This window comes from Legionella saoudiensis (assembly GCF_001465875.1).
In the GTDB taxonomy this organism is placed as follows: Bacteria; Pseudomonadota; Gammaproteobacteria; order Legionellales; family Legionellaceae; genus Legionella; species Legionella saoudiensis.
The window spans coordinates 1,545,148-1,566,479 of record NZ_LN901324.1; the positions used below are offsets into that span (position 1 = coordinate 1,545,148).

The window sequence follows — 21,332 nt, forward strand, 5'->3', positions numbered from 1 at the left end:
GATTATCTTCCTTTAAATTGGGCAGGCCGTTTACTAAGGAATGCAGAAACCCCTTCTTGCTTATCTTCAGAGGCACATGCTTTGGCAAAATGAATCGCTTCTAAATGTAAGGCCTCTGTCAGTGATAAATCATAACCATGATCAATCACTTCCATTACCCCGGCAATGGCAAGTGGAGCCATGCTTAAAACACCCTGTAATAATTTTTTACCTTGCTCAATTAAGGCTTCCGGTTCAACCACCTCGCTTACCAATCCCCAATGTAATGCAGTTTCTGCTTTAATAAAGCGACCAGTCAGACATAAATCTAAAGCACGTCCTTTACCAATTAAACGCGCTAAACGTTGAGTGCCGCCATACCCTGGGATAACGCCTAATTTTACTTCCGGCTGACCAAATTGTGCCATGGTTGATGCAATTCTTAAGGTTGCAGAAATCGCTAATTCACACCCCCCACCAAAAGCAAAACCGTTAACCGCAGCTAAAGAGGGCTTGCCCATAGTTTCTAATAAACGAAATACTTCTTGTCCATGGCAAGCAAATTCATAACCTGTTTGGGCAGTGCATTCTGCCAAACGATTGATATCTGCTCCGGCGCAAAATGCTTTACCATTACCAGTAATCATCAGCGCTTTAACTTTAGGGTTTGCTTTAGCTGCGTGAAAGATCTGTGCTAATTCATCCAGTACCTCAGTACTTAAGGCATTCAGTTTGTCGGGTCTGTTTAATGTTAACAGTAAAATTCCGTGACTATCTAACTCTTGTTCAACTACATTCATTGTATCACTCCTGTTTTAATCTATTGATTAACGCAAAACAAAGCCGTCATCCAAACTTACCTTCGCAATAATTTCGCGCATAATTTCATTCGTTCCTTCAAGAATTTGATGAACTCTTAAGTCTCTAAAAATCCGCTCGATCTGATAATCACGTAGATAACCATAACCCCCATGCAATTGCATCGCTTTATCACTAATATTAAAAGCAACATCAGTAGCCATACGTTTTGCCATAGCACAATACATTGGTGCTTTTGGGTCCTCCTTATCCATCGCTGCGGCAGCACGATAAACCATTAAACGAGCTGCTTCATAATCAGTGAGCATATCTGCAAAATAAAAACGCAAAGCTTGCATTTCATTTAATTTTTTACCAAATTGTTTACGCTCATCCATATATTGCTGGGATAAACGCAAACAAGCAAGTGCCCCTCCTAAAGAGCAAGATGCAATATTAATACGACCACCATTTAACGCACTTAACGCAATTTTAAATCCCATCCCCTCATCGCCTACGCGATTACTTACGGGAACACGGCAATTTTCAAAAAAGACCATTGAGGTAGGTTGGCTATGCCAGCCCATTTTTTTTTCTAACTTACCAAAGCTTAAACCTGGGGTACCTTTTTCGACTAGTAAACAAGTAATTCCATGATGGCTTTCGTCACCCGTACGTACCATACATAAATACACGTCGCTTACCGAACCGCCTGAAATAAAAGATTTTGAACCGTTGAGTACATAATGCTCACCATCCTTGATCGCTTTTGTTTTTAAAGAGGCAGCATCCGAACCTGATTCAGGTTCAGTTAAACAATAACTGGAGAGGACTTCCATAGCGGTTAACTTAGGCCCCCACTTGGCCCTTAGCTCTTTGTCAGCGTAGCGATCGACTAGCGTGGTAACCATGTTATGAATAGAAAGATAAGCGCTAGTGCTAATGCAACCGGTTGCCAATTGCTCAAATAATAAAGCGGAGTCGAGACGAGTTAATTGAGAGCCGCCAATATCTTCACGAGCCATCATTCCCGCCATTCCTAATGCGGCGGCTTCACGTAAAATTTCAATGGGAAATTCGCTGTGCTCATCCCAATGCTCTGCCATAGGGGCCAACTTGTCACGAGCAAAATCTGCAGCCATCTCTTGAATTTCGAGATGTTCCTCTGTGAAATTAAAATCCATAAACCATCCTTAGAAATTTTGTTAAATTAAGTTCTTATCTAAAAACAGTTAACTACCAAATAGTCAGTAAATATTCCTGGCAATCGCTTAACTGTTTTAGATTTATATACCTGAGGTATAGAAACGCTATATTATTTCCAATTTTTTATAACCAGAAAAGAGTTATACTCCAAAAATATCTATAGTAACAGAATTGTTAATTTAACGAACTCTTGAAATGCATTACTAAAATATCTACGTCAGGACCTACACATGAACAAACTACCTCGTGTTTTTTATGAGCGTGACACCGTCACCGTTGCCAAAGAGCTTTTAGGTAAATATCTAGTTCATGAAGAGCGCATAGGAAAAATTGTTGAAGTTGAAGCTTATATAGGCCAACACGATCTGGCTGCGCATTCCTCTAAAGGCCTCACACCGAGAACAAAAGTACTTTATGGTACTGCAGGGCATGCCTACATCTACCTTATTTATGGGATGTATTATTGCACTAATGTAGTTACGGAAACTGAGGGTATTGGTTCAGGAGTGCTTTTACGCGCGTTAGAGCCCATACAAAATATTTACGAACGAACCCAGGGTCCAGGCTTGCTCTCTAAAGCCATGGGTATTGATAAAAAACTTAATGCACATGATCTAACAAGTGAAAATTTTTATATCGCCTGCCCCGAACACCAAGAGCCCTTCACTATTGTGGAAAAACCGCGAATCGGGGTGCACTACGCCAAGGAATGGGCAGAAAAATTATTGCGTTTTTACATCAAAGATAATGCTTTTATTTCCAAGCCATGATGATATGATTGCAGGCTTAAAGGGCCATTGAAAAACAAGAATAGTATATGGAAACATTAGCGCCAACCAAGACCGTCAATAAAGATGCACTGGCAGTGCTCAAAGAATACTTTGGTTTTGATTCCTTCAGAACACCGCAAGAAGATATTATTAATGATGTAATTGCGGGACATGATGTACTCGTCTTAATGCCTACTGGTGGCGGAAAATCGCTGTGTTATCAAATTCCATCTTTGGTCCGACCTGGTGTCGGTATTGTGGTATCCCCTCTTATTTCGTTAATGGAAGATCAAGTTACCGCCCTTAAATTACAAGGTATTCGCGCCGCCTATTATAATTCATCGCTAAGCAGTGAAGAAGCGAAGCAAGTTTTAGCACAATTACATAATGATGAACTCGATTTATTGTATATCGCCCCCGAACGGATTATTAGCCCTGCGTTTATTGAACGTTTGCAAGAATGCCATATTTCCTTATTTGCCATTGATGAAGCCCATTGTATTTCCCAATGGGGGCATGATTTTCGCCCTGAATACGCCTCTTTAGGCTTGTTAAAAAGTCATTTTCCAGAAACCCCCGTAATTGCTTTAACCGCAACAGCGGATAAGCAAACACGCCATGACATTGTAGTTAAATTAAATTACACGCCGAAAAAATACATCGCCTCGTTTAACCGCCCAAATATTCATTACAAGGTAGTTCCCAAAACTAACGTCATTAAACAGTTAAGCCAGTTTTTAGAATCGGTGGAACAGCAATCAGGAATTATTTATTGCGGTACCCGAAATAGTGTGGAAAGTGTCGCTGAAAAGTTGCAAGACTTAGGTTTTAAAGCACGTGCCTATCACGCTGGGCTGTCACATAAAGAACGTAAAGACGTACAAAATTTATTCCGCTATGACCGCATTGATATAGTCGTTGCTACCATTGCTTTTGGTATGGGCATTGACAAACCGAATGTACGCTTTGTTATTCACCATGATTTACCTAAAAACATTGAAGGTTATTATCAAGAGACAGGACGAGCAGGACGTGATGGTTTACCAGCCAAAGCATTACTTCTCTATGATGCGGCAGACAGCGCCCGCTTACGCTCTTGGATCATGAACACTCCCGGTGAAGAACAACGTCGCGTAGAAAATAATAAACTAAGTCACATGCTTGCCTTTGCTGAAGCCTCTCATTGTCGCCGACAAATTCTCTTACGTTATTTTGATGAACCTTGGGATAAGGAATGCAAATACTGTGACGTTTGTGATAGTCCTCCCATAACCGCCGACGCAACAGAAGATGCACAAAAGTTTTTATCCTGTATCTACCGGCTGCGTCAAAATTATGGGCTAACTTATACCATTGAGGTTTTACGTGGTAGCAGCTCAGAAAAAATCAAACAATTAGGCCATGAGCAATTAAGTACCTTTGGTATTGGCAAGGATAAATCCGCCCATTATTGGAAACAACTTGCATGGCAACTTATTCATAAAGATTATTGTTTCCAGGACATTGGGCATTTCAACGTACTGCGCTTAACGCAAAAAGCTATTCCCTTGCTTAAAGGCGAAGAGAAAATTTCCTTAACGATTCCTAATAATGATCTGCAAAACACTAAAAAGAAAAAGAAAGAGCGCCTGCCATTTCCATCCAGCAATAGTCCTTTATTTGAAGTGTTACGTGCATTAAGACGAAAACTTGCTGATGAAGAAAATAAACCACCATTTATGATTTTCAGCGATGCGACCTTACAAGCCATGGCAGAAGCAAAACCCCAAAATACCGAACAACTACTTGCCGTTCCTGGAGTGGGGCAACATAAATTGGCTCATTATGGGAGTGATTTTCTTCAAGCCCTTAACGAATTTAACGAGCATAGGTAATTGCACGGCCTAACGCCTTGCGATATTCTAAATCGTGCTAATGGCACGTCTTCCTAAGGAAATACGACAAAGAATTTATGAATGTAACATGATATCAAATAAGGTTGTCTGGCCCCATTCAGTAAATCCTTTTCTTCGTTCGGGATGACGTTAATGAAAAAGTGGGTAGTACCATGTTCTATTCCACAATCTAAGGAGAGGTGTTTATGACAGGCTTAAAAGATTTAGTTAAAACGATTAATGAAAATAAAGAAATTGGCAGTTTTTCAAAATCACACAAAACCCTAGGCAACGGCCACACCTATAAAATTCCCTTTGCCTCCAAGCCGTCACAACAAGTTATCGCAGCCCTTGGTGGTCCTGAAACTTATGATAAACACGTCTTACTTACTGCTAAAAAAGATATAAAAACAACAGGTAACTCGCAAATAAAAGTATCGAGTTTTACTCCAAGTGCACCGGAAAGTACCTTAACCCTCAGTGGAGAACGTATAGACCGTCTATTTAGCAGTGCTAAAATTTATGTAGATACCAGTATTTTTCCCCTGGGGCATTATCAAAAAACATTAGTGGAAAAATTAACACAGCAGAAAAAGCTACCTGCAGAAAATAACAAAATTGATTGGGAAAACCTTGCTGTTGCCGTCTGCCATGCGCAAGAAATTGATTTACTTGTAACTACCAGTGTAAGTAGCCATGGAAGAGCCCATACGACCGCTCGCCCCAGTGCCAGCATTAATTCCAATGCCCCAGCCATTCTTCTCCTTTCTAGCCCCAAACTTAATCTGAATAGCGACCACAGTAAAGCACTAAAAGAGAAAGACGAGCAATTAAAATTTATTACTAGCATGTATCGTAACCTCTTTAATGCAGCCGTTTCTGAACAACGTGAATACATAGTGATGCCTGCCGCGGGGTTAGGCCATCATGGAGGTAGCCCTGAGATGCACTTTAGTGCACTAATGGCTGTCGCTCAAGAATATCCGAGCCTAAATATTATTTATAATGCGGATGACCATAAAGATGCTTTTGAGCGCGCATTAAAAAATGCAAAAAATCCGACTAACGTAGCCCGTACAACTAAGGATATCATTGCTGTTGCCGATTATTTGATGAATACAGAAGGAAAATCTTGCGCTATTTATAATCCTTCAAGCAGTAATGTAATCTATGGGCTAAGCGATGTCGGTGAACACTGGCAATCTGCTTCTCATACTTTAGGAACGAATCCTGGGAAAACATTACAAGCCTATATAGGCACGGTATCAACTGCCCCCTTAAACAGCTATGGTATTAATCCAGAAGCTTTTGCCAATATTGTGGAGCGCAACTTAGCCCAACTTGCGCAAGCAACACAACAAAAGGAGGCTACTTCGGTGGATACTATACCAAGCAGCAGTGCAGAAAAAACCGAGGACTCGGATAAAGTACCAACACCAGTGCCAACCAATACAGATACCCCTCCTATTGTAATAGCAAACCCTGTGGAACAAAACGAGCACGATGGCATTGAGGTATCTACGGAGGATGCAGTACTTCCCCCACCAGTACCGGTAAATACTCCAAATCCAACAAATCAGGGTACTCCAGTAACTAATACTGAGCCATCTACTGAACCAAAAACCCTCCCCTCCTCACCCGTTGACATTGACGTTCCCGTTATTGAACCAATTCCGCCCAAAAGACAATCCTCTTCAGGTTCTATTGGGATGTTTCCTCCAACTGAGGAGCCTACAGTAAGCGACAATGTGTTAGACAAAAAATCATCATTAAGCCCTGAGCAATTGAACGAGGTTAATGAAGCAATCAGTTGTTTATTTAAGGAAATTCATAGCTGCTGGCCTTATCCTAACAAGGGTTTAAAACAGATAAAAATGGATGCGCTTAATGCCCTGATAACCAACTCATATACGATGAGTGTGGCTAAAGCGGTGGAAAAAGTTAAAATTGATTTTCCAACCGCACTATCTGGACATACGGTATTTGGGCTATCTAAAGCAGGATATGTCAGTACACGTACCCGAGATTTATTAGATAGATTAGAAACTGCAGATGCTCAGTTAACAGTAGTTCTCTAATGAAAACTCCTGGTTGTTTGCAGCAGCTAATGGCACTTACTTAAGGGATTTTGTAGGTTGGCGCTGAGTGCAACAAAGCCCAGCGCCGAGGCTCAATGCCACATCCATGCTGGGCTTCGCGATGCTCAGCACCAGTCTACACTTCATGCTTGAGCTTAAGGAAGTGCCATTAGTTGCTTGCATCCAGGCTTACTCTAGATCCTGAGCTACTTGTTTTATAAACTCTTTGAAAGGTTGTTCTAATTCAGCACGTTTCAATGCATAAGTCACATTCGCTTTGATATAGCCAATTTTTGAACCACAATCAAAATGCGTGCCATTAAAACGATAGATGTGAACGTTTTCTCGCGAAAGTAAGCCATGAATGGCATCCGTAAGCTGCAATTCATTATTTTTCGTTATTGTATTTTTTTCTAATACGCTAAAAATTTCGGGTGGAAGAATATAACGGCCCAATATCGCTAAATTTGAATCAATTTCATTTGCCATCGGCTTTTCAATGAGCGCCTCCACCTTAGTTTCATCAGGGTCATTGCTTCGTAAAGCAACAATTCCATAATGGTGACGCATGCTGGGGTCCACCTCTTTCGTAGCTAAAACGCAAGAGATATCCTCATTCGACTCATACAAGGAAATCATATTTTTTAAACAGGAACTATTAGGCTCCTCCATCAAATCATCAGGAAGAATCACAGCAAAAGGTTCGTTACCAATTAATTTTTTGGCACATAAAATCGCATGTCCAAGACCTAACAAATCGACTTGTCGTAAATACACATTAGTTACGTTCGGAGGTAAAATATGATGAATTAATGAAAGTAATTGTGACTTTCCATCCTGGCTTAATTTATTTTCTAAATCCGTATTTTTATCAAAATAATCTTCAATATCTACTTTATTTTGGCTGGTCACAAAAATAAGCTCATTAATTCCTGCGTCGATGGCTTCTTGAACGGCATATTGAATTAATGGGGTATCAATAACAGGCAACATTTCTTTTGGAATTGTTTTAGTGATAGGGAGAAAACGTGTACCAAACCCCGCTACTGGAAATACAGCTTTTGTAATAGAACCCTTCTGTCTCATGGAACGATACTCCTTTATCACCACAACTTTAAATTGAGTATAGTTAACAGAAAGCAAAGTGCCAAAAAAAGCATAATATTATTTATTTTCAAGCACTAAATGAGTTTAAATTAAATACAAAAAGATAAAAAATAAAGCAAACTCATGGTATGTTTAATATTAATTTAATTGTGCTACATTGGGTTGGGACGAGCCCCATAGCCGTCAGGCTATGGATTAAAAAAACAGTTTCATTTATTGAATTAATTGCGAAAAAGCTAGGCAGCGTCCCCTAAAGTTTTTTATAGCTTCTCAGACTGAGTTTTGATCCAGTATTTCCAAATTTTAGGACGCCAACGGGATCTCCTGCATGAGGCATAAACTACCAGGTGCCTCATGCCGAATTATTATCGGTGGAGACAAGGTTCATTAATATAAAACTAACTCCCGTAATACCGCTGTCGCATAAGCCCCTGCTGGTAAAATAAATGACAGCTCGGCGCCTCCATCTTGGATAACGCAATTAAATTGTTCTGTATGCAGAATATTCGCTCGCCAAGCTTCTTCCAAGCCTAAACGTTCCAGTCCGGCCACCCAAGATTGCCATTCCGCATAAATGTTATTAATCAGTACTGAGGCCTCTCCTTGGATTTTACCTTTACTTTTTCCGGGCAAAGGACTAGCTGGGGAAATGTCTTTATTGCAAATACGTTGGATTAACTCTTCCTGTACCTCATCAATAACAAAAATACTCTTGGAACCACTCAGTTGCATCACATCACCTGCTAAAGGGATGTTCCAATTTTGCTCACGGACACGATGCGCCAAAATTAAATTAAAAATCCAGGAGCGTGCAGCCGAGCAATACATTCCTTTACGAAAGCGATCTTTAACTTTACGCCCCTGTACCAGCATCTCTTCGGCTTTATTTAGATTGCCTGCATTATGACCGAATCGTTGCTCACCAAAGTAATTCGGTACGCCTGTTTTTTTTATCTCCTCTACACGCTGCAGAAAAGCTGGCTCATTAGTCAAATCACGCAAACGAATAACAAATTGGTTGCCTGTTAAAAATCCCGGCTTAAGCTTTTTATGATGACGTGTAGATTCCAAAATACGCCACCCCGGTGCTGAAAGTTGCTCAATTCCTGGGATTTCCTCACCGGGAGCGTGCACACTTAGCCATTGGGTAGTTAATGCTTGGCGATCTTTTAATCCAGCATAGCTAATCATTTTAATAGGCTTATTTATTAAGGAAGCCAGCGACTTTACTACCTCTTCGGTATTCAAACCGCTTTTTTCTATTCTTAAAAGAATATGTTCACCCTGACCACTAAAGGGGGTATCAAAGAACTCATTAACCTGAAAATCTTCAGGTATGTACTTAAAATGTGCCGTAGATTGTGGCACCCCATAAACCCGCGGCCAATCCAAAGAATACATTATTACAACCACCTATTTAAAAAATATCGGAAAAACCACCTGAACTAACAGATTTTAAGTGCATAGTTTAAAAATAATCCGTAAAATCTATAGCATTTGCTGTTAACTTGCATAGATTAACATCGAAACCTGGGTAGAAACTACTGTGCCATTGGCAAAGTTATGATTAAATACAGGGAAAAACCAGGGGCTGTTACCCATAGTCTTCGGCAATATAAATAACGAGAGAGAATGAATGAATCGCCCAACTGAACTAAATTCATGGAAAAAGCTTAAAGGATGTGCCGCGAGTTTACCCCAATCGTCCTTACCCCAAAACGCTTGCGTCTCAAGCGAACACTTAAGCTTGGATTACAGCGGACAACCCATTAGTGAATCAATACTAAGCCTGCTTCTTGAACTTGCTCATGAAAGCAAATTAGCAGAGCATATGCGTGATCTAATGGAAGGCGCAAACATTAACAATACAGAGAATCGCCCCGCCTTACATACCGCCTTACGCGCTCAAGAGCAGGAAGCAATTTATGTTAATGGCCACAATGTCGTTTCTGATGTTACTGATGTGCGTCACAAAATGAAGGCGATTTCCACGCAAATTAGAGAAGGAAAATGGTTGGGTTATACAGGTAAACCCATTACAGATGTAGTTAATTTAGGAATTGGTGGCTCCATGCTTGGCCCCTTTTTTTGCATTGACGCTCTAAGTGATTACGTTACAAATCAATTAAGTTTTCATTTTGTTGCTGAAGTGGATCCGAACTCCTTTGCACGCGTCAGCGCCAAATTAAATCCAGAAACAACGCTATTCATTGTCTCTTCTAAATCATTCACCACACCCGAAACGTTATATAACATGGAAAAAGCTTTGGCATGGATGAACCAGGATCAGCACCGGGACAAACATTTTATTGCAGTTACCGCGAACGTAGAAAAGGCTTGTGAGTTAGGCTTTAAGCAAATTCTCCCCATTTGGGATTGGGTTGGTGGCCGTTACTCCGTATGTTCCTCAATTAACTTAATTACTTGTATTGCGATAGGCTATGAGCATTTTTCAGCGCTACTTGATGGCGCGAACAGCATGGATCAGCATTTTAGAGCTACTGAATTTTCCAAAAACCTTCCCGTACTTTTAGCCTTACTAGGCATTTGGAATATTAACTTTTTGAATAGCAATAACTTATTAATGCTGACTTATTCAGAAGATTTAAAATACTTGGTTCCCTATCTGCAACAACTGGATATGGAAAGCAATGGCAAATCAGTCAATAAACAAGGACAACGAGTTAATTATGATACGGGCCCTATTATTTGGGGTGGTCCAGGAAATCATGCACAACATAGTTATTATCAATTACTGTGCCAGGGAACACGCAAAATTGCTGCAGATTTAATCAGCGTTAAAACCTTTGATCAGGAACCCATTAACAAAATGTGTTTAGGACACCGAAAAGTCCTCACCCAAGGGGTTACTACCGAGGACAATCCGTTCAGCTATGTGCATGGGGAAATTCCGGTAAATCATATTTCCTTAGCAGACTCCTCTCCTAAAACACTGGGTGCACTCATTGCCTTGTATGAACATAAAATTTTTGTGCAAGGCGTAATTTGGAATATTAACTCATTTGATCAGCCTGGTGTAGAAAGTGCTAAGAAAATATTTAAACAATACGCTTAGGTAAAAAATGGACCATCAACAATCTATTTCGCTTATCGGCGCAGGCCATCTTGGCCGCGCTTTGCTGTGTGGGCTCATCAGAAGCGGCTATTCTGCTCAATCCATTACAGTCAGTAATCGTAGCCAAGATAAATTAAATCGCTTGGTGGATGAGCTGAACGTTATCCCTGCAGCCAGCAATAATGAGGCAGTCGATGCAGCCGAAGTACTCATCTTAGCGGTAAAACCTCAATTTATGCAGGAGGTGTGTCAAGAAATCGCCGCTAAAGTGCAAATGAAAAAACCACTTGTTATTTCACTAGCTGGGGTAACAGAAATCAAACAGATTGCCCAGTGGCTAGGAGTCCCTGATTTAAGCATCATTCGCGTTATGAGCAATACTCCAATGGAGTTTTGCCAAGGGGCCTCTGCCCTTTTTGCAAACTCATATGCCCATGGTACCCATAAAAAAATAGCTGAGGCACTCTTTAACGCAGTAGGCTCTACATTCTGGGTGGATAAAGAACAGCTTTTAGACCCCCTTACTGCTGCCATTGGCAGTGCTCCAGCTTATGTATTTTTATTTATGGAAGCACTCCAAAAAGCAGCTGTCAGTCAAAATATTCCCGCAGAATTAGCCGAAAAAATAACCGTTGAGGTAGTAAGTGGCGCCGCAGTCTTAGCCAAACAATCGAACTACTCTTTTGCTGAATTACGAGCAGGCGTAACAACCCCTCTTGGCATTACGGAACATTCATTAAAAGCATTAGATATGGAAGATTTTTTTACCCGCTTTAAGAAAATATATCAGGCAGCAAATGAGCGTATTGAGCAAATTAAATCGACTTGATGTATGTAAATTTCCTTACTCCCAAAGAACTTAGTAGGACGAAGCAAGCTCGCTTAGTTGCTTCGCTGTAATAGTAATGGCAAATATTCTAATTCAAAATATTGCTCAATGGGCAATTCCCAATTAAAAAAATAATAAAAACTTTTTTTCTTGCCCTTTTGGTTTAAAATTAAATCAAATACACATTAATAATGTTTCTTATGCCTAATTTTTCATTCGATACTCGCTTTCTTAAAAGAACCATTTTATAGAACCAGTTAATACCCAACAGATATCCGCATTATATAATGGTGAGCCACCGATCTACTTCGAGGCTACAGGAGATCCTGATACCAATGCTCAATTACAAGCTTTTAAAGCAAGCCCCTCATATCCGTCATTTCAGCACCAATACGAGCGTCTATTGGTCGACATAAAAAAATGGTGCGTAGCGAATAATGTTCCAGTAACACGAGTTAGAACCGATGATCCTCAAGGAATATCGGCAATTAGATTATTTTATTATCGTTTATTTGCTGCGGAAGACTTTTTTAGTATTCGTGCTGCTCTACTTTTTGATGAAGGTAAAAAGTCTTTAGAAGAACTATACATTTTATTGCTTGATGAACGAATTTCTCTTGATAATAAAAAAAATGTGTTAATGAACTTTCAAGAAGGGATTGTAGTATGTGGCGATGGAACATTAACCAATATTATTGACGCTAAAGATGATTTAAAAGCTGCAACAGGTCTTGAGCAAACTATAGAGTCAGCTAAAAGGAAACTACTTCAACAGCAGATATTAAATTTTATCAAACTAAAACGTATCAACATCAAAGCAGGTAATGAAATACACCTTGTTAATGCCTTCTATGATCTTGTAGCAGATAGCTATGGAGTCCTTAAAAGAAATGATAATGTAAAAACTCCTGGCGCTGAAAAATACGTCAATGAACTGGTAACCTATTTAAATAGTCAACTCACTCCCCAAGTTGTTATTCGCTATTTAACCGAGCAAATGAATCTGGATCTCAAGTTTGCTCAAGAAACCTTGTTTAAAGGGAAAGAAGCCGTAGAATGGTCCGCTGATTTCATAGTTCAAGCAGAAAAACTTATTAAGACATTTAATGATCGTTATAGTCCTTTAATGACGATTGATATGCACTCAATAATACACGCTCAGAAAAAAATAGAACTAATCAAACAACTTTTTCGAAATAAGGCAATAACGAGCACACAACTTGCTGTAGATAATCAATGGGAAATTTTGGCCTTATTAATAGCAGAAAACGCAATTCGCTCAGAACATTTAAGTGATAAAATAGGTTCAGGAACTAATTATCAAAAAAACACTGTTTTTATTTTAATCATGAATAATCAAAAGGATTTGTTTCTGAAATTACTCGATCAGCAGCTCCTCAAAACGGAGCACTTCATGGCCAAAGCCGGAAGCGGGATTTATAAAGGAAAAACCGCTCTAGATTTGCTCTTTAAAGCCGAAGAATTAGATTTAATTAAATCGCTCTTAGAGAGAAAAGCCATTAGCGTATTAGAACTTGCAGAAAAAAAAGAATTTCCCGCATTAGCTAAGTTAGTCGAACTTCAGCTATTAACGGCAGAAGATTTAAATGAAGAAGTTAGAACAAAGAGAGATACTAAATCCCTTCTCAAATTTCTTGTTAAACATAAACAGTTCGAGTTATTGCACAAATTGGCTGCTCAAGGTCTATTGACGGAGGAGCACCTGTCTAGGCGAGTAGAACCGGGTAAATACCTTGAGCAGTTACTAAATGAAAATCAACAACAAAGCTTAGTAAAGCATATCAGAAATGCCGCTGAAACAGCCTCAGCCCCAGAACGTATGGATGTAGATTTTGATTTTGAAAATCCTCCCAATAGGCCCAAAAGAAAGAATATGGGAAAAGATTTAGAGCAGGCATTTCCAGGGGAAGCACCTGCAGCTAAAAAAAGACGCTCTAGTGCTATTACATTCTTTTCTGAAACTCCGGAACCTGATGAAAATGATTCTTTATCTAATACGCTGCCAAATGTTAATAAGACTGGAAGATCTTAAGAATCACATTGTAACCATGGCGAAGCAACCCAGAACGATGCTTCGTTCAGACTCAGTACTGGGTTGCTTCACTTTGTTCGCAATGACAGCAGTTTTTTTAATACAATACATACAGCGTGACGCTTACGTAGATTGTATCCCTGGCCAATAAGTCGAGCCAGGGACAAAAGCGAGGCTACCCTAATGTAGCAAGAGGACGTACCCATGGGTTAAGCCGTTTCAATGAGGGAGGCAATTTCTTAATAGACTGCTGAGCATCAGTCATGTTACTGTATTCGCCGATTGTAAGTACATACCAAACAACATTATGCTCTGTGTAATGGTTTAGCTTCGCAGTAGAATAAAGTAATTTATTACTTTTGATGTAGCGTTTCATATCAATTTTATCAGTGCTGGCAACTAGTTGGATCGTATATAACTTCTCTTCCAAAGCCTTAGCAATCCCTGCTTTCTTCTGCTCAATCTTAGCATGCCGCTTTGCTTGCTCCACAATGGCAATTGTTGCTCCATTTGCCTCTTTACTGATCAAATCTAAATTTTGTTGGGCTGCCAAAGAATGTTTTATTAATTCTCGCGTAGCTGAATCTTGCCAGGAAGGAATTTGACTTGCTAATACTACTGATTGAGCAGATTTAGTGACTGAAGCAGTGATCTTACTGGCAGGAGGCTCTTGGTTAAAAGTCTTAGCAATAAACAAACAACACAGTGTAGAAAGCGCTGCACTTCCTATAGGGATACCAAATTTTTTCACTATATCAAAAGCTGTGAGTTCTTTTTTATTGCTACAGTTAAAAATAAATGATTCTAAACTCGAATTGATCTTGGCTACATTTCCCTTAGTTAGCTGGTAAATTTTTTTAAGCTGAGCTTCAGAAAGCGGTTTAGTAATCAAACGGGAAGCGGTAGCCCGCTCAAGAACATAAGTTCTCGTCTCTGCCTCAGTTAATGCACCCAACTCAATGGTATGCACTAAACCATTAAAGAATGACGCTGAAAAGCTATTTAACGCAGCAACAATCGAGTAATCGGATAATAAACACAGATGGAAGAAATTAAAATTCTCCTGGTTCTTAATTGCAAGCATTACTTCTTTAATAAAGACTTCTGGTAAATGTTGCGCCTCATCAATTAACAGCAACACGTGTGCTCTGCGCTCATTAATTTGCGCTACCAAAGAAGACATATCGGTATGCTCATCTTGTTTTAAATGAAACTGTTCAGCAATACTGCTGATAATGTCTTCGCGGTTGCAGGGGGCTTTTATGGTGATTAATAAGGGTTTTATTTGCGGGTCCAAATTCTCTTGCAGTAGTGAAGCAAATGAGGTTTTACCTCCAGATTTTTCAGATAATACGGTAATTAGCGTATTATTAAAAAGAATCAAATGGTTAATGAACTCAATCTTTGACAACCACGATTCTGGCTTTAACAATGTTCTAGGTTGTATCACCGCTGCTAACTCAGATTGAAACAATCCATCCCTCATTTTTACTCTCCTTCTACTGCAACACTCAGCGTATCATATAAACTATCTTCTGTTACCTGTTCTTCCAGATAACAATCTCCTGGATTTCTAATCAGCACAAAACGTAAACAACTATTTTTAATTTTTTTATCCAAACTCATCAGCGCTCTTAACTTTTGCAAATCAATCGTCGCTGGAATTTTATGAGGAAGACCCGCATCACGTAACATCTGTTCAATAAATTTAACGAGCGGCTCATCAATCAAACCGATTTTATGAGATAACACTGCAGCACAGTATAAACCTATAGCAACAGCCTCCCCATGCAACCATTGCTGATACTGAGTGTAAGCCTCCAAAGCATGCGCAAAGGTATGCCCAAGATTTAATAAGGCACGTTGCCCTCTTTCTCTCTCATCCGTTTCAACAAAACGAGCTTTAATCTGACAACAGGTAGCAATAAGCTGTGGCAGCTCTGGGCTCCTCGTACTCAAACCTTGCTTTAATGTTTGGCTTAATTGTGCTAAAAAATTGCCTCCTGCCAGCAAGCCATATTTAATTATTTCCGCAATACCCGCACGAAACTCTCGTTCAGGTAGAGTATCTAACGTTGCCATATCAATTAGCACAGCCTGCGGCTGATAAAAACTACCAATCAAGTTTTTACCTTGAGGATGATTAATTGCAGTTTTTCCTCCAACCGAAGCATCAACCTGGGCTAATAAGGTAGTTGGTATTTGAATAAAACCAACTCCACGTTGATAGGTTGCGGCAGCAAAACCAGCCATATCGCCAATTACTCCACCGCCTAGGGCGATGATTGTGGTATCGCGATGATGTTTATTTTGAATTAATGCATCATAAATGGCAAACAAACTATCTTGATTTTTATACTGTTCTCCATCTTCTAAAATGACTACATCGCATTGAATTCCGCTCAATGCGGATTGTATGTAGCTTAAATATAGTGGAGCAACAGTGCAGTTTGTGACAATCAGGGCTTGTGAGGACTTCACGAAGGTTCGCAACCAAGGAATACAGTCCAAACCATCGCGACATATATTAATGGAATAATTATGCCCGGTTAATGAAACATCAACCTGTTCATAAACCTTAAAGTTCGCCATAAATATATTTGATTATATTATTTGCCACCGCTTTAACTGTTAATTTATCTGTTTCAAAACTTACGTCGGCTAACTCATCATAGAATGGCTCACGCTCATCTCTTAGTGATTCTAATCGTCCCTCAAGGTCATTTGTTTGTAACAGGGGGCGTTTAGTATCACGTTTGGTTCGCTCAAATTGTTGTTGCAATGACGTTTTGAGGTAAATAACAGTCCCTCGTCCAGCAAGTGCATTTCTATTTTCAGGCGTAATGACAACACCGCCACCGGTGGCCAAAACTATATTGGTCTTTTGCGTTAACTCATCAATAACTTTTTGTTCACGGCGTCTAAATCCTTCCTCGCCTTCAATATCAAAGATCCAAGATATATCTGCACCAGCGCGCTCTTCAATGACCTCATCTGAATCAAAAAATTCTAATTTGAGCTCCTTTGCCAAAGCACGACCAATTGTGCTCTTTCCAGCACCCATAGGCCCAATCAGAAAAATATTTCGTACTTTAACTATGCTCATTTTTTATTACATACCTCGTTCAACTGTGATGTCATAAATTAAACATGTTATTATAACAATAAATTCTACTATCCGCAGTCATTAACTGTGCTATTTGTAGGAGATTTATCAACTATTCCTAAAACCACGTTCAATATTCTACACAAATACAGGACAAAAACCCATAAAATTATTTAATATGAGTCGGATATAACAAATAATACTACTTTTTATATCGATTTTGCGCCTAATTTACAACTGTAGCCCTATCACCATTACTCCCAACAAGATCAACCCTACAAGGTCACACTGCCTTTTATAAATTGTAGGTTGGGTCGAAACCCAACTTACAGGGCTGCCTGTAGAGGAATTACAAATTATTGGCCTACTTTTTAGGGGAAGTACTAGCCAAATAATTTATTATTTTCGGCGTAATAAAAATAAGCAACTCATCATTTTTTAATGAGACTTGCGTATTTCGAAATAAATTCCCAACCACAGGCAGCTGCCCTAAAAAAGGTATTCTCGTGATTGTCTTACTCTTGTCCTGTTGATAAATACCACCCAGCACAATAGTTTGACCATTACTTACTAGCACATTTGTCTTAATTTCCTTTGTAAGTATAGCAGGAACGCCATTAAATAGTTGCGTTGAGGCGGTATCTTGATTAATTTTTAATTCCATCAAAATCTTACTGTCTGGAGTAATTTGTGGCGTAACTTTTAAACTTAAGACTGCTTTTTTAAATGAAACTGAGGTGGCGCCACTAGGCATAGCCTCCTGATACGGAATTTCTTGTCCTGAGTTGATAACAGCTGGTTGCTGGTTAGTTGTAATCAACCTAGGGCTAGAAATTAATTCGGCGCGCCCCTCGCTTTCCAAAGCGGAAAGCTCCAAATCAAGTAAAATGTTATCACTTAGCTTTGCTAGAGCAATTCCGATAGAAGCCGGATTCATTCCCGCAATGGGCAAGGCAACCAAATCTAAATTTAATCGTTGCGAATAGGGGTTAACATCCGCAGGAGGGATGCCCTGCTCCATTTGCTTCACCCCGGCTAATGTACCACTGAGCCTACCTGGTTTGGAAACACCCCAACGAATCCCTAAATCACGAGAAAAGTCCTTTGATACTTCAACAATACGTGCTTCAATTAAAACTTGTTTGACTGGCACATCCAGCTGCCTCACTAAAGTACGAACCTCCACAATCTTATCGCTGCGATCTTGAATCCAAATGGAGTTAGTGCGAATGTCTGCACTAATCTTTCCCTGCTCAGAAAGTACAGAGTTTTGGCTGTCTTTCACCAAAGCAACAATATCAGCCGCCTTGGCATAATTAATTTGCACCAGTTCGGAGCGTACAAGTGCTGTATGTTGTCGGCCTTTTACATGAGGTGGTCCAAATTTATTCGCCGAGGCTTTAGTATCAATGAAAATAACATTATTTACTCTATGCCTCACCAAACCATGAGTCGTTAAAATAATATCCAAGGCTTGCTCCCAAGGAATATCATTTAAACTCAGTGTAATGGTTCCATGGACTCGCTTGCTTACCACAATATTCAAATGGGTAAACTCCGCGATTATCTGCAATACAGCACGAACGCTAATGTTCTGGAAATTAAGAGAGATGTGTTTACCCGCAATGCGGATTTTCTTAGTCTCCTGTTTTTGAGATAGTCCAGGCACGGTAATTAATCTGGAAGGATAAACACTATTTTGAGCACATACCTTCGTAAAGCAAGCCGTGATTAAGCTAATGAATATAATGATTTTTTGCACCGTCACTCCCATTTTTTTGTATGCAGCTTGAGCGTAGTTTTATGCTTTTGCCAAACTCCATCGTCCCTTTTAATACTCTCTTCCAAACTAATTTCATCTATAGTAATGGTTAAAATGCGCCCAGCATTATTTCCTAAATAATCACCAACGCGCACTTGGGTAATTGCCCTATCAGGCCCGGCAATTAACCCCCAACGGCGGGTTCCTTGGATTAAAACACCCACCAATTTTAATGAATGCAAAGGATGCGCTTCTAAACATCTTTTTCCAGGCAGTGGGTTTAATTTTTGCAAGCCCGTAGGTTTAAATGGATTACGCTGTTTCATTGCCCCAGGAAATTTAAACAGAGGTTCTGGCTCTAAAAGAGGATTTGTAGGTATGTCCCTTGGTTTTTGATGCTTTACTTGCTGAATATATGAGGCTAAATCTTGATTATCATTGGAGCAGCCTGCCAATAATAAAAAAAATAAACCCAATGGAATGTGCAGTTTATGGTTCATTTATGAATACGGTAGCGGTATATTTTAGCCGTGACATTCATCACCAATACATCTTCGCAGTGTGGTTGATGGCAATGTGACAGCTCCCCTTTAATACTAAAATCATGGAAGGTAATAAGACGCTCCATGGTTGCTATTCGACTTAGAAAGGACGCTAATTGAAAATAATCTCCTTCAATAGACATTTTTATTGGCTGTAGGATATAAAACCCATGTGTCTCTTCAGGCTGAGGGGCAAATAAGATAAATTTAAGACCAGAAGCGATACGGGTTTTAGAAATTTCCTCTAATAATCCATAGGGTTCATTTTCTGCAGGCAAGTACTTAAGCATATCGCTAAATTGCTCCTGCAACAGTTGTAACTGATGTCGGTAAGTATTCATATCAACCACCTGACGTTGCCTTGTTTCAAAATCGGCTTTTAATGTAAGCTCTTGAGCTTGTAAGTCCGCATAATGAGTGAGGTTGCCATGGAGTATCAGCCAATAACCTAAAACTATAATAAAGCTGTTGAAGCCCAAAAGCAGACTTACTTTAAGTATTTTGGGCCACTGCCCCATTGACTCTAAAGTTAATTCATGAAAAGAAATACTGCTCATGATGGTGTTCCAATTGGATGCTTCGGTCCAAGAATAAAGGTTAATTTAAAATAATTGATTAGCGTATTTTGCTTATCTTCTACCTGTTTCACCATGTGAAGAATTGGTTGTTTTATCCATTCGCTATGCTCCATATTTTGCAAAATCCAAGAAACATCGGCATTAGACTGTGCATAGCCTGAGAGAAAAATCACATTGCCCTTGCTTTCTACTTTACTCAAATAAATGCCTGATGGAACAACCCAAGTTAGCTCATCAAATAAATGAACAAGTAGCGTTCGCCGTGCAAGTAAGTTATGCATGGTAGAAATTTGTGACAAAAGCCGAATTTCTGTCTTTTGCAAAATTTTTGCTTCTTTTATGGTTCGCTCATAAAGAGTAAGCTCTTGTTGCAGCTTTTGATTTCTAATTTGCTGATTATTTATTAAATTTAATACATGATAATTAATTGAACCTATTGTTAATAAAGCGAAGGCACTGCCCAGGCCTAAACGCCTGATAAATACCCGTTTTTCTTGTTGGCGTTTAAGTTCACGCCAAGGCAATAAGTTAATTTGGACCATGATGTCAGGCTATATTCCTTAAGGCTAATCCACAGGCAATCATCAGTTCTGGAGCGTCCTGATGAAGTGCACTCCTATCAACGGCCTCTCCACACACCATGTGAGAAAATGGATTCGCAATCGATATAGTCACTCGAATTTGTTCCTGAATTATTCCTGCCAAACCGGGTACCTGCGCTAAATCACCCGCTAATACAATATGCGTCACATTATGCTCGGGACTAAGCGAACAGAAAAAGTGCAGCACGTGTTTTATCTGGATTAAAAGATATTCTTTAAGAGATGCAAATGCTGTAGGTAATTGAGCAGCACTCAATGGCGTTTCCCTAAAATAGATTAATTCCATTTTCTGCATTACAAACAAGTTGATACCTTGTGTATTAAGCTGAATAAGCGCTATTGTTTTATCACGGCTTTCTACAGGCAAATCCACACTTAGGTGTTGTATTGCTCGGGCCACTGCATAAGAGGCAACATCAACAATGTGGACATCCAAACCCGCCTTGTTTACTAAGGCAACCAGGCTGGTTACCTGTTCAGCCCGCGAGGCCACAATGAGCACATCAACCAGGGAAGAATTTTTTGTCGAGGCCCCCATTATGGTAAAATCAAAGTAAATTTCATTTAGAGGATAAGGAATATGTTTACTCGCTTCGAGGTAAACGTACTCCTCAATTTCGACCTCATTTAAATAAGCATTGACCTGAATAATTTTAGTAATAACCACCGCATCAGGAAGCGCCACAGCGACCCGCTTGTACTGAGGGTGTACCTGATGTAGTAATTTTTTTATCGTATTAGGGACTGCATCAATGGTTCCCAAAGCATTAGGCGATAAGAACTCGCGTCCATAGCAGTCGACGCACAGTACCTTATCTTTCTCGGACAGCGCCAATATAGCTACCGCTGTTGAGGATATGTCTATTCCTATAATTGAATTACGCTTAGGTTGAACCATGTTATGCAGGCCTCGTATTCCATTGAGTAGCCTATGCATCACAAAAACTCCATTAATCCAGCCGCGAATAGTAA

General features: G+C 39.7%; 17 protein-coding genes and 1 pseudogene. 6 read left to right on the forward strand and 12 right to left on the reverse strand.

The window, feature by feature from the left end; genetic code table 11:
* Positions 1-2: 2 nt before the first annotated feature.
* Positions 3-779, reverse strand: coding sequence for an enoyl-CoA hydratase/isomerase family protein (locus BN3124_RS15670; RefSeq protein ID WP_058535697.1), 777 nt, complete (start codon positions 777-779; stop codon positions 3-5).
* A gap of 27 nt (positions 780-806) precedes the next feature.
* The gene (locus BN3124_RS15675) at positions 807-1,961 is read right to left on the reverse strand and encodes an acyl-CoA dehydrogenase family protein (RefSeq protein ID WP_058535698.1); all 1,155 of its coding nucleotides are present in this window, start codon (positions 1,959-1,961) and stop codon (positions 807-809) included.
* Between the two features lie 252 nt (positions 1,962-2,213).
* Between BN3124_RS15675 and BN3124_RS15680 the strand changes: the two genes are divergently transcribed.
* The 3 genes from BN3124_RS15680 to BN3124_RS15690 all read left to right on the forward strand — a co-directional run bounded on the left by BN3124_RS15680 (position 2,214) and on the right by BN3124_RS15690 (position 6,705).
* Entirely contained in the window at positions 2,214-2,753 is a 540-nt protein-coding gene (locus tag BN3124_RS15680; protein ID WP_058535699.1) for a DNA-3-methyladenine glycosylase, read from the forward strand.
* Positions 2,754-2,800: 47 nt separating this feature from the next.
* Positions 2,801-4,627 carry a DNA helicase RecQ gene (gene recQ / locus BN3124_RS15685; RefSeq protein ID WP_058535700.1) on the forward strand — a complete coding sequence of 609 codons (1,827 nt, stop codon included), beginning with the start codon at positions 2,801-2,803 and terminating at the stop codon, positions 4,625-4,627.
* A gap of 206 nt (positions 4,628-4,833) precedes the next feature.
* Positions 4,834-6,705: a hypothetical protein gene (locus tag BN3124_RS15690; protein WP_058535701.1), complete on the forward strand. Its 1,872-nt coding sequence runs from the start codon at positions 4,834-4,836 to the stop codon at positions 6,703-6,705.
* A gap of 189 nt (positions 6,706-6,894) precedes the next feature.
* Here the strand turns inward: BN3124_RS15690 and BN3124_RS15695 are convergent, their stop codons facing one another.
* Both BN3124_RS15695 and truD read right to left on the reverse strand, forming a co-directional pair.
* A complete protein-coding gene (locus BN3124_RS15695) occupies positions 6,895-7,791 on the reverse strand; it encodes a UTP--glucose-1-phosphate uridylyltransferase (protein WP_058535702.1) in 897 nt (298 codons plus the stop codon).
* 408 nt (positions 7,792-8,199) lie between these two features.
* Positions 8,200-9,213, reverse strand: a complete 1,014-nt coding sequence (gene truD / locus BN3124_RS15700) for a tRNA pseudouridine(13) synthase TruD (protein ID WP_058535703.1) — start codon at positions 9,211-9,213, stop codon at positions 8,200-8,202.
* Between the two features lie 235 nt (positions 9,214-9,448).
* Between truD and pgi the strand changes: the two genes are divergently transcribed.
* The 3 genes from pgi (at position 9,449) to BN3124_RS15715 (ending at position 13,770) form a co-directional block, all read left to right on the forward strand.
* Complete coding sequence (gene pgi, locus BN3124_RS15705) at positions 9,449-10,888, forward strand: glucose-6-phosphate isomerase (RefSeq protein ID WP_058535704.1); 1,440 nt, start codon at positions 9,449-9,451, stop codon at positions 10,886-10,888.
* A 7-nt stretch (positions 10,889-10,895) separates the two neighbouring features.
* Positions 10,896-11,717 (forward strand): pyrroline-5-carboxylate reductase, encoded by an 822-nt coding sequence (gene proC / locus BN3124_RS15710; protein ID WP_058535705.1) that lies wholly within the window; start codon positions 10,896-10,898, stop codon positions 11,715-11,717.
* 595 nt (positions 11,718-12,312) lie between these two features.
* The gene (locus tag BN3124_RS15715; protein WP_149865284.1) at positions 12,313-13,770 is read left to right on the forward strand and encodes a hypothetical protein; all 1,458 of its coding nucleotides are present in this window, start codon (positions 12,313-12,315) and stop codon (positions 13,768-13,770) included.
* 175 nt (positions 13,771-13,945) lie between these two features.
* On the opposite strand, the gene BN3124_RS15720 is transcribed toward BN3124_RS15715, so the two are convergent.
* The 8 genes and pseudogenes from BN3124_RS15720 to pilM all read right to left on the reverse strand — a co-directional run bounded on the left by BN3124_RS15720 (position 13,946) and on the right by pilM (position 21,297).
* Positions 13,946-15,256, reverse strand: a complete 1,311-nt coding sequence (locus tag BN3124_RS15720; protein WP_058535707.1) for an AAA family ATPase — start codon at positions 15,254-15,256, stop codon at positions 13,946-13,948.
* 2 nt (positions 15,257-15,258) lie between these two features.
* Positions 15,259-16,362, reverse strand: coding sequence for a 3-dehydroquinate synthase (gene aroB / locus BN3124_RS15725; RefSeq protein WP_058535708.1), 1,104 nt, complete (start codon positions 16,360-16,362; stop codon positions 15,259-15,261).
* Positions 16,349-16,876, reverse strand: a complete 528-nt coding sequence (aroK, locus tag BN3124_RS15730; protein ID WP_040534720.1) for a shikimate kinase AroK — start codon at positions 16,874-16,876, stop codon at positions 16,349-16,351. Before aroK ends, aroB begins: the two co-directional genes overlap by 14 nt.
* 364 nt (positions 16,877-17,240) lie before the next feature.
* Positions 17,241-18,497 (reverse strand): annotated as a pseudogene (locus BN3124_RS15735) (type IV pilus secretin PilQ); the annotation flags it as partial.
* A 143-nt stretch (positions 18,498-18,640) separates the two neighbouring features.
* Entirely contained in the window at positions 18,641-19,138 is a 498-nt protein-coding gene (locus BN3124_RS15740) for a pilus assembly protein PilP (RefSeq protein ID WP_058535709.1), read from the reverse strand.
* Positions 19,135-19,737: a type IV pilus inner membrane component PilO gene (locus tag BN3124_RS15745; RefSeq protein ID WP_058535710.1), complete on the reverse strand. Its 603-nt coding sequence runs from the start codon at positions 19,735-19,737 to the stop codon at positions 19,135-19,137. The genes BN3124_RS15740 and BN3124_RS15745 overlap by 4 nt, the downstream gene beginning before the upstream one ends.
* A complete protein-coding gene (locus BN3124_RS15750; RefSeq protein ID WP_058535711.1) occupies positions 19,734-20,300 on the reverse strand; it encodes a PilN domain-containing protein in 567 nt (188 codons plus the stop codon). Before BN3124_RS15750 ends, BN3124_RS15745 begins: the two co-directional genes overlap by 4 nt.
* A 4-nt stretch (positions 20,301-20,304) precedes the next feature.
* Positions 20,305-21,297 (reverse strand): type IV pilus assembly protein PilM, encoded by a 993-nt coding sequence (gene pilM, locus BN3124_RS15755; RefSeq protein WP_058535712.1) that lies wholly within the window; start codon positions 21,295-21,297, stop codon positions 20,305-20,307.
* Positions 21,298-21,332 lie beyond the last annotated feature (35 nt).

Bases quoted from the DNA above. Each gene is read 5' to 3' on its own strand.
- truD (WP_058535703.1), bottom strand. From the start codon at position 9,213: ATGTATTCTTTGGATTGGCCGCGGGTTTATGGGGTGCCACAATCTACG.
- BN3124_RS15680 (WP_058535699.1), top strand. From the start codon at position 2,214: ATGAACAAACTACCTCGTGTTTTTTATGAGCGTGACACCGTCACCGTT.
- BN3124_RS15670 (WP_058535697.1), bottom strand. From the start codon at position 779: ATGAATGTAGTTGAACAAGAGTTAGATAGTCACGGAATTTTACTGTTA.
- BN3124_RS15690 (WP_058535701.1), top strand. From the start codon at position 4,834: ATGACAGGCTTAAAAGATTTAGTTAAAACGATTAATGAAAATAAAGAA.
- pgi (WP_058535704.1), top strand. From the start codon at position 9,449: ATGAATCGCCCAACTGAACTAAATTCATGGAAAAAGCTTAAAGGATGT.
- proC (WP_058535705.1), top strand. From the start codon at position 10,896: ATGGACCATCAACAATCTATTTCGCTTATCGGCGCAGGCCATCTTGGC.
- BN3124_RS15750 (WP_058535711.1), bottom strand. From the start codon at position 20,300: ATGGTCCAAATTAACTTATTGCCTTGGCGTGAACTTAAACGCCAACAA.
- BN3124_RS15675 (WP_058535698.1), bottom strand. From the start codon at position 1,961: ATGGATTTTAATTTCACAGAGGAACATCTCGAAATTCAAGAGATGGCT.
- aroK (WP_040534720.1), bottom strand. From the start codon at position 16,876: ATGAGCATAGTTAAAGTACGAAATATTTTTCTGATTGGGCCTATGGGT.
- BN3124_RS15720 (WP_058535707.1), bottom strand. From the start codon at position 15,256: ATGAGGGATGGATTGTTTCAATCTGAGTTAGCAGCGGTGATACAACCT.
- pilM (WP_058535712.1), bottom strand. From the start codon at position 21,297: ATGCATAGGCTACTCAATGGAATACGAGGCCTGCATAACATGGTTCAA.
- recQ (WP_058535700.1), top strand. From the start codon at position 2,801: ATGGAAACATTAGCGCCAACCAAGACCGTCAATAAAGATGCACTGGCA.
- aroB (WP_058535708.1), bottom strand. From the start codon at position 16,362: ATGGCGAACTTTAAGGTTTATGAACAGGTTGATGTTTCATTAACCGGG.
- BN3124_RS15695 (WP_058535702.1), bottom strand. From the start codon at position 7,791: ATGAGACAGAAGGGTTCTATTACAAAAGCTGTATTTCCAGTAGCGGGG.
- BN3124_RS15740 (WP_058535709.1), bottom strand. From the start codon at position 19,138: ATGAACCATAAACTGCACATTCCATTGGGTTTATTTTTTTTATTATTG.
- BN3124_RS15745 (WP_058535710.1), bottom strand. From the start codon at position 19,737: ATGAGCAGTATTTCTTTTCATGAATTAACTTTAGAGTCAATGGGGCAG.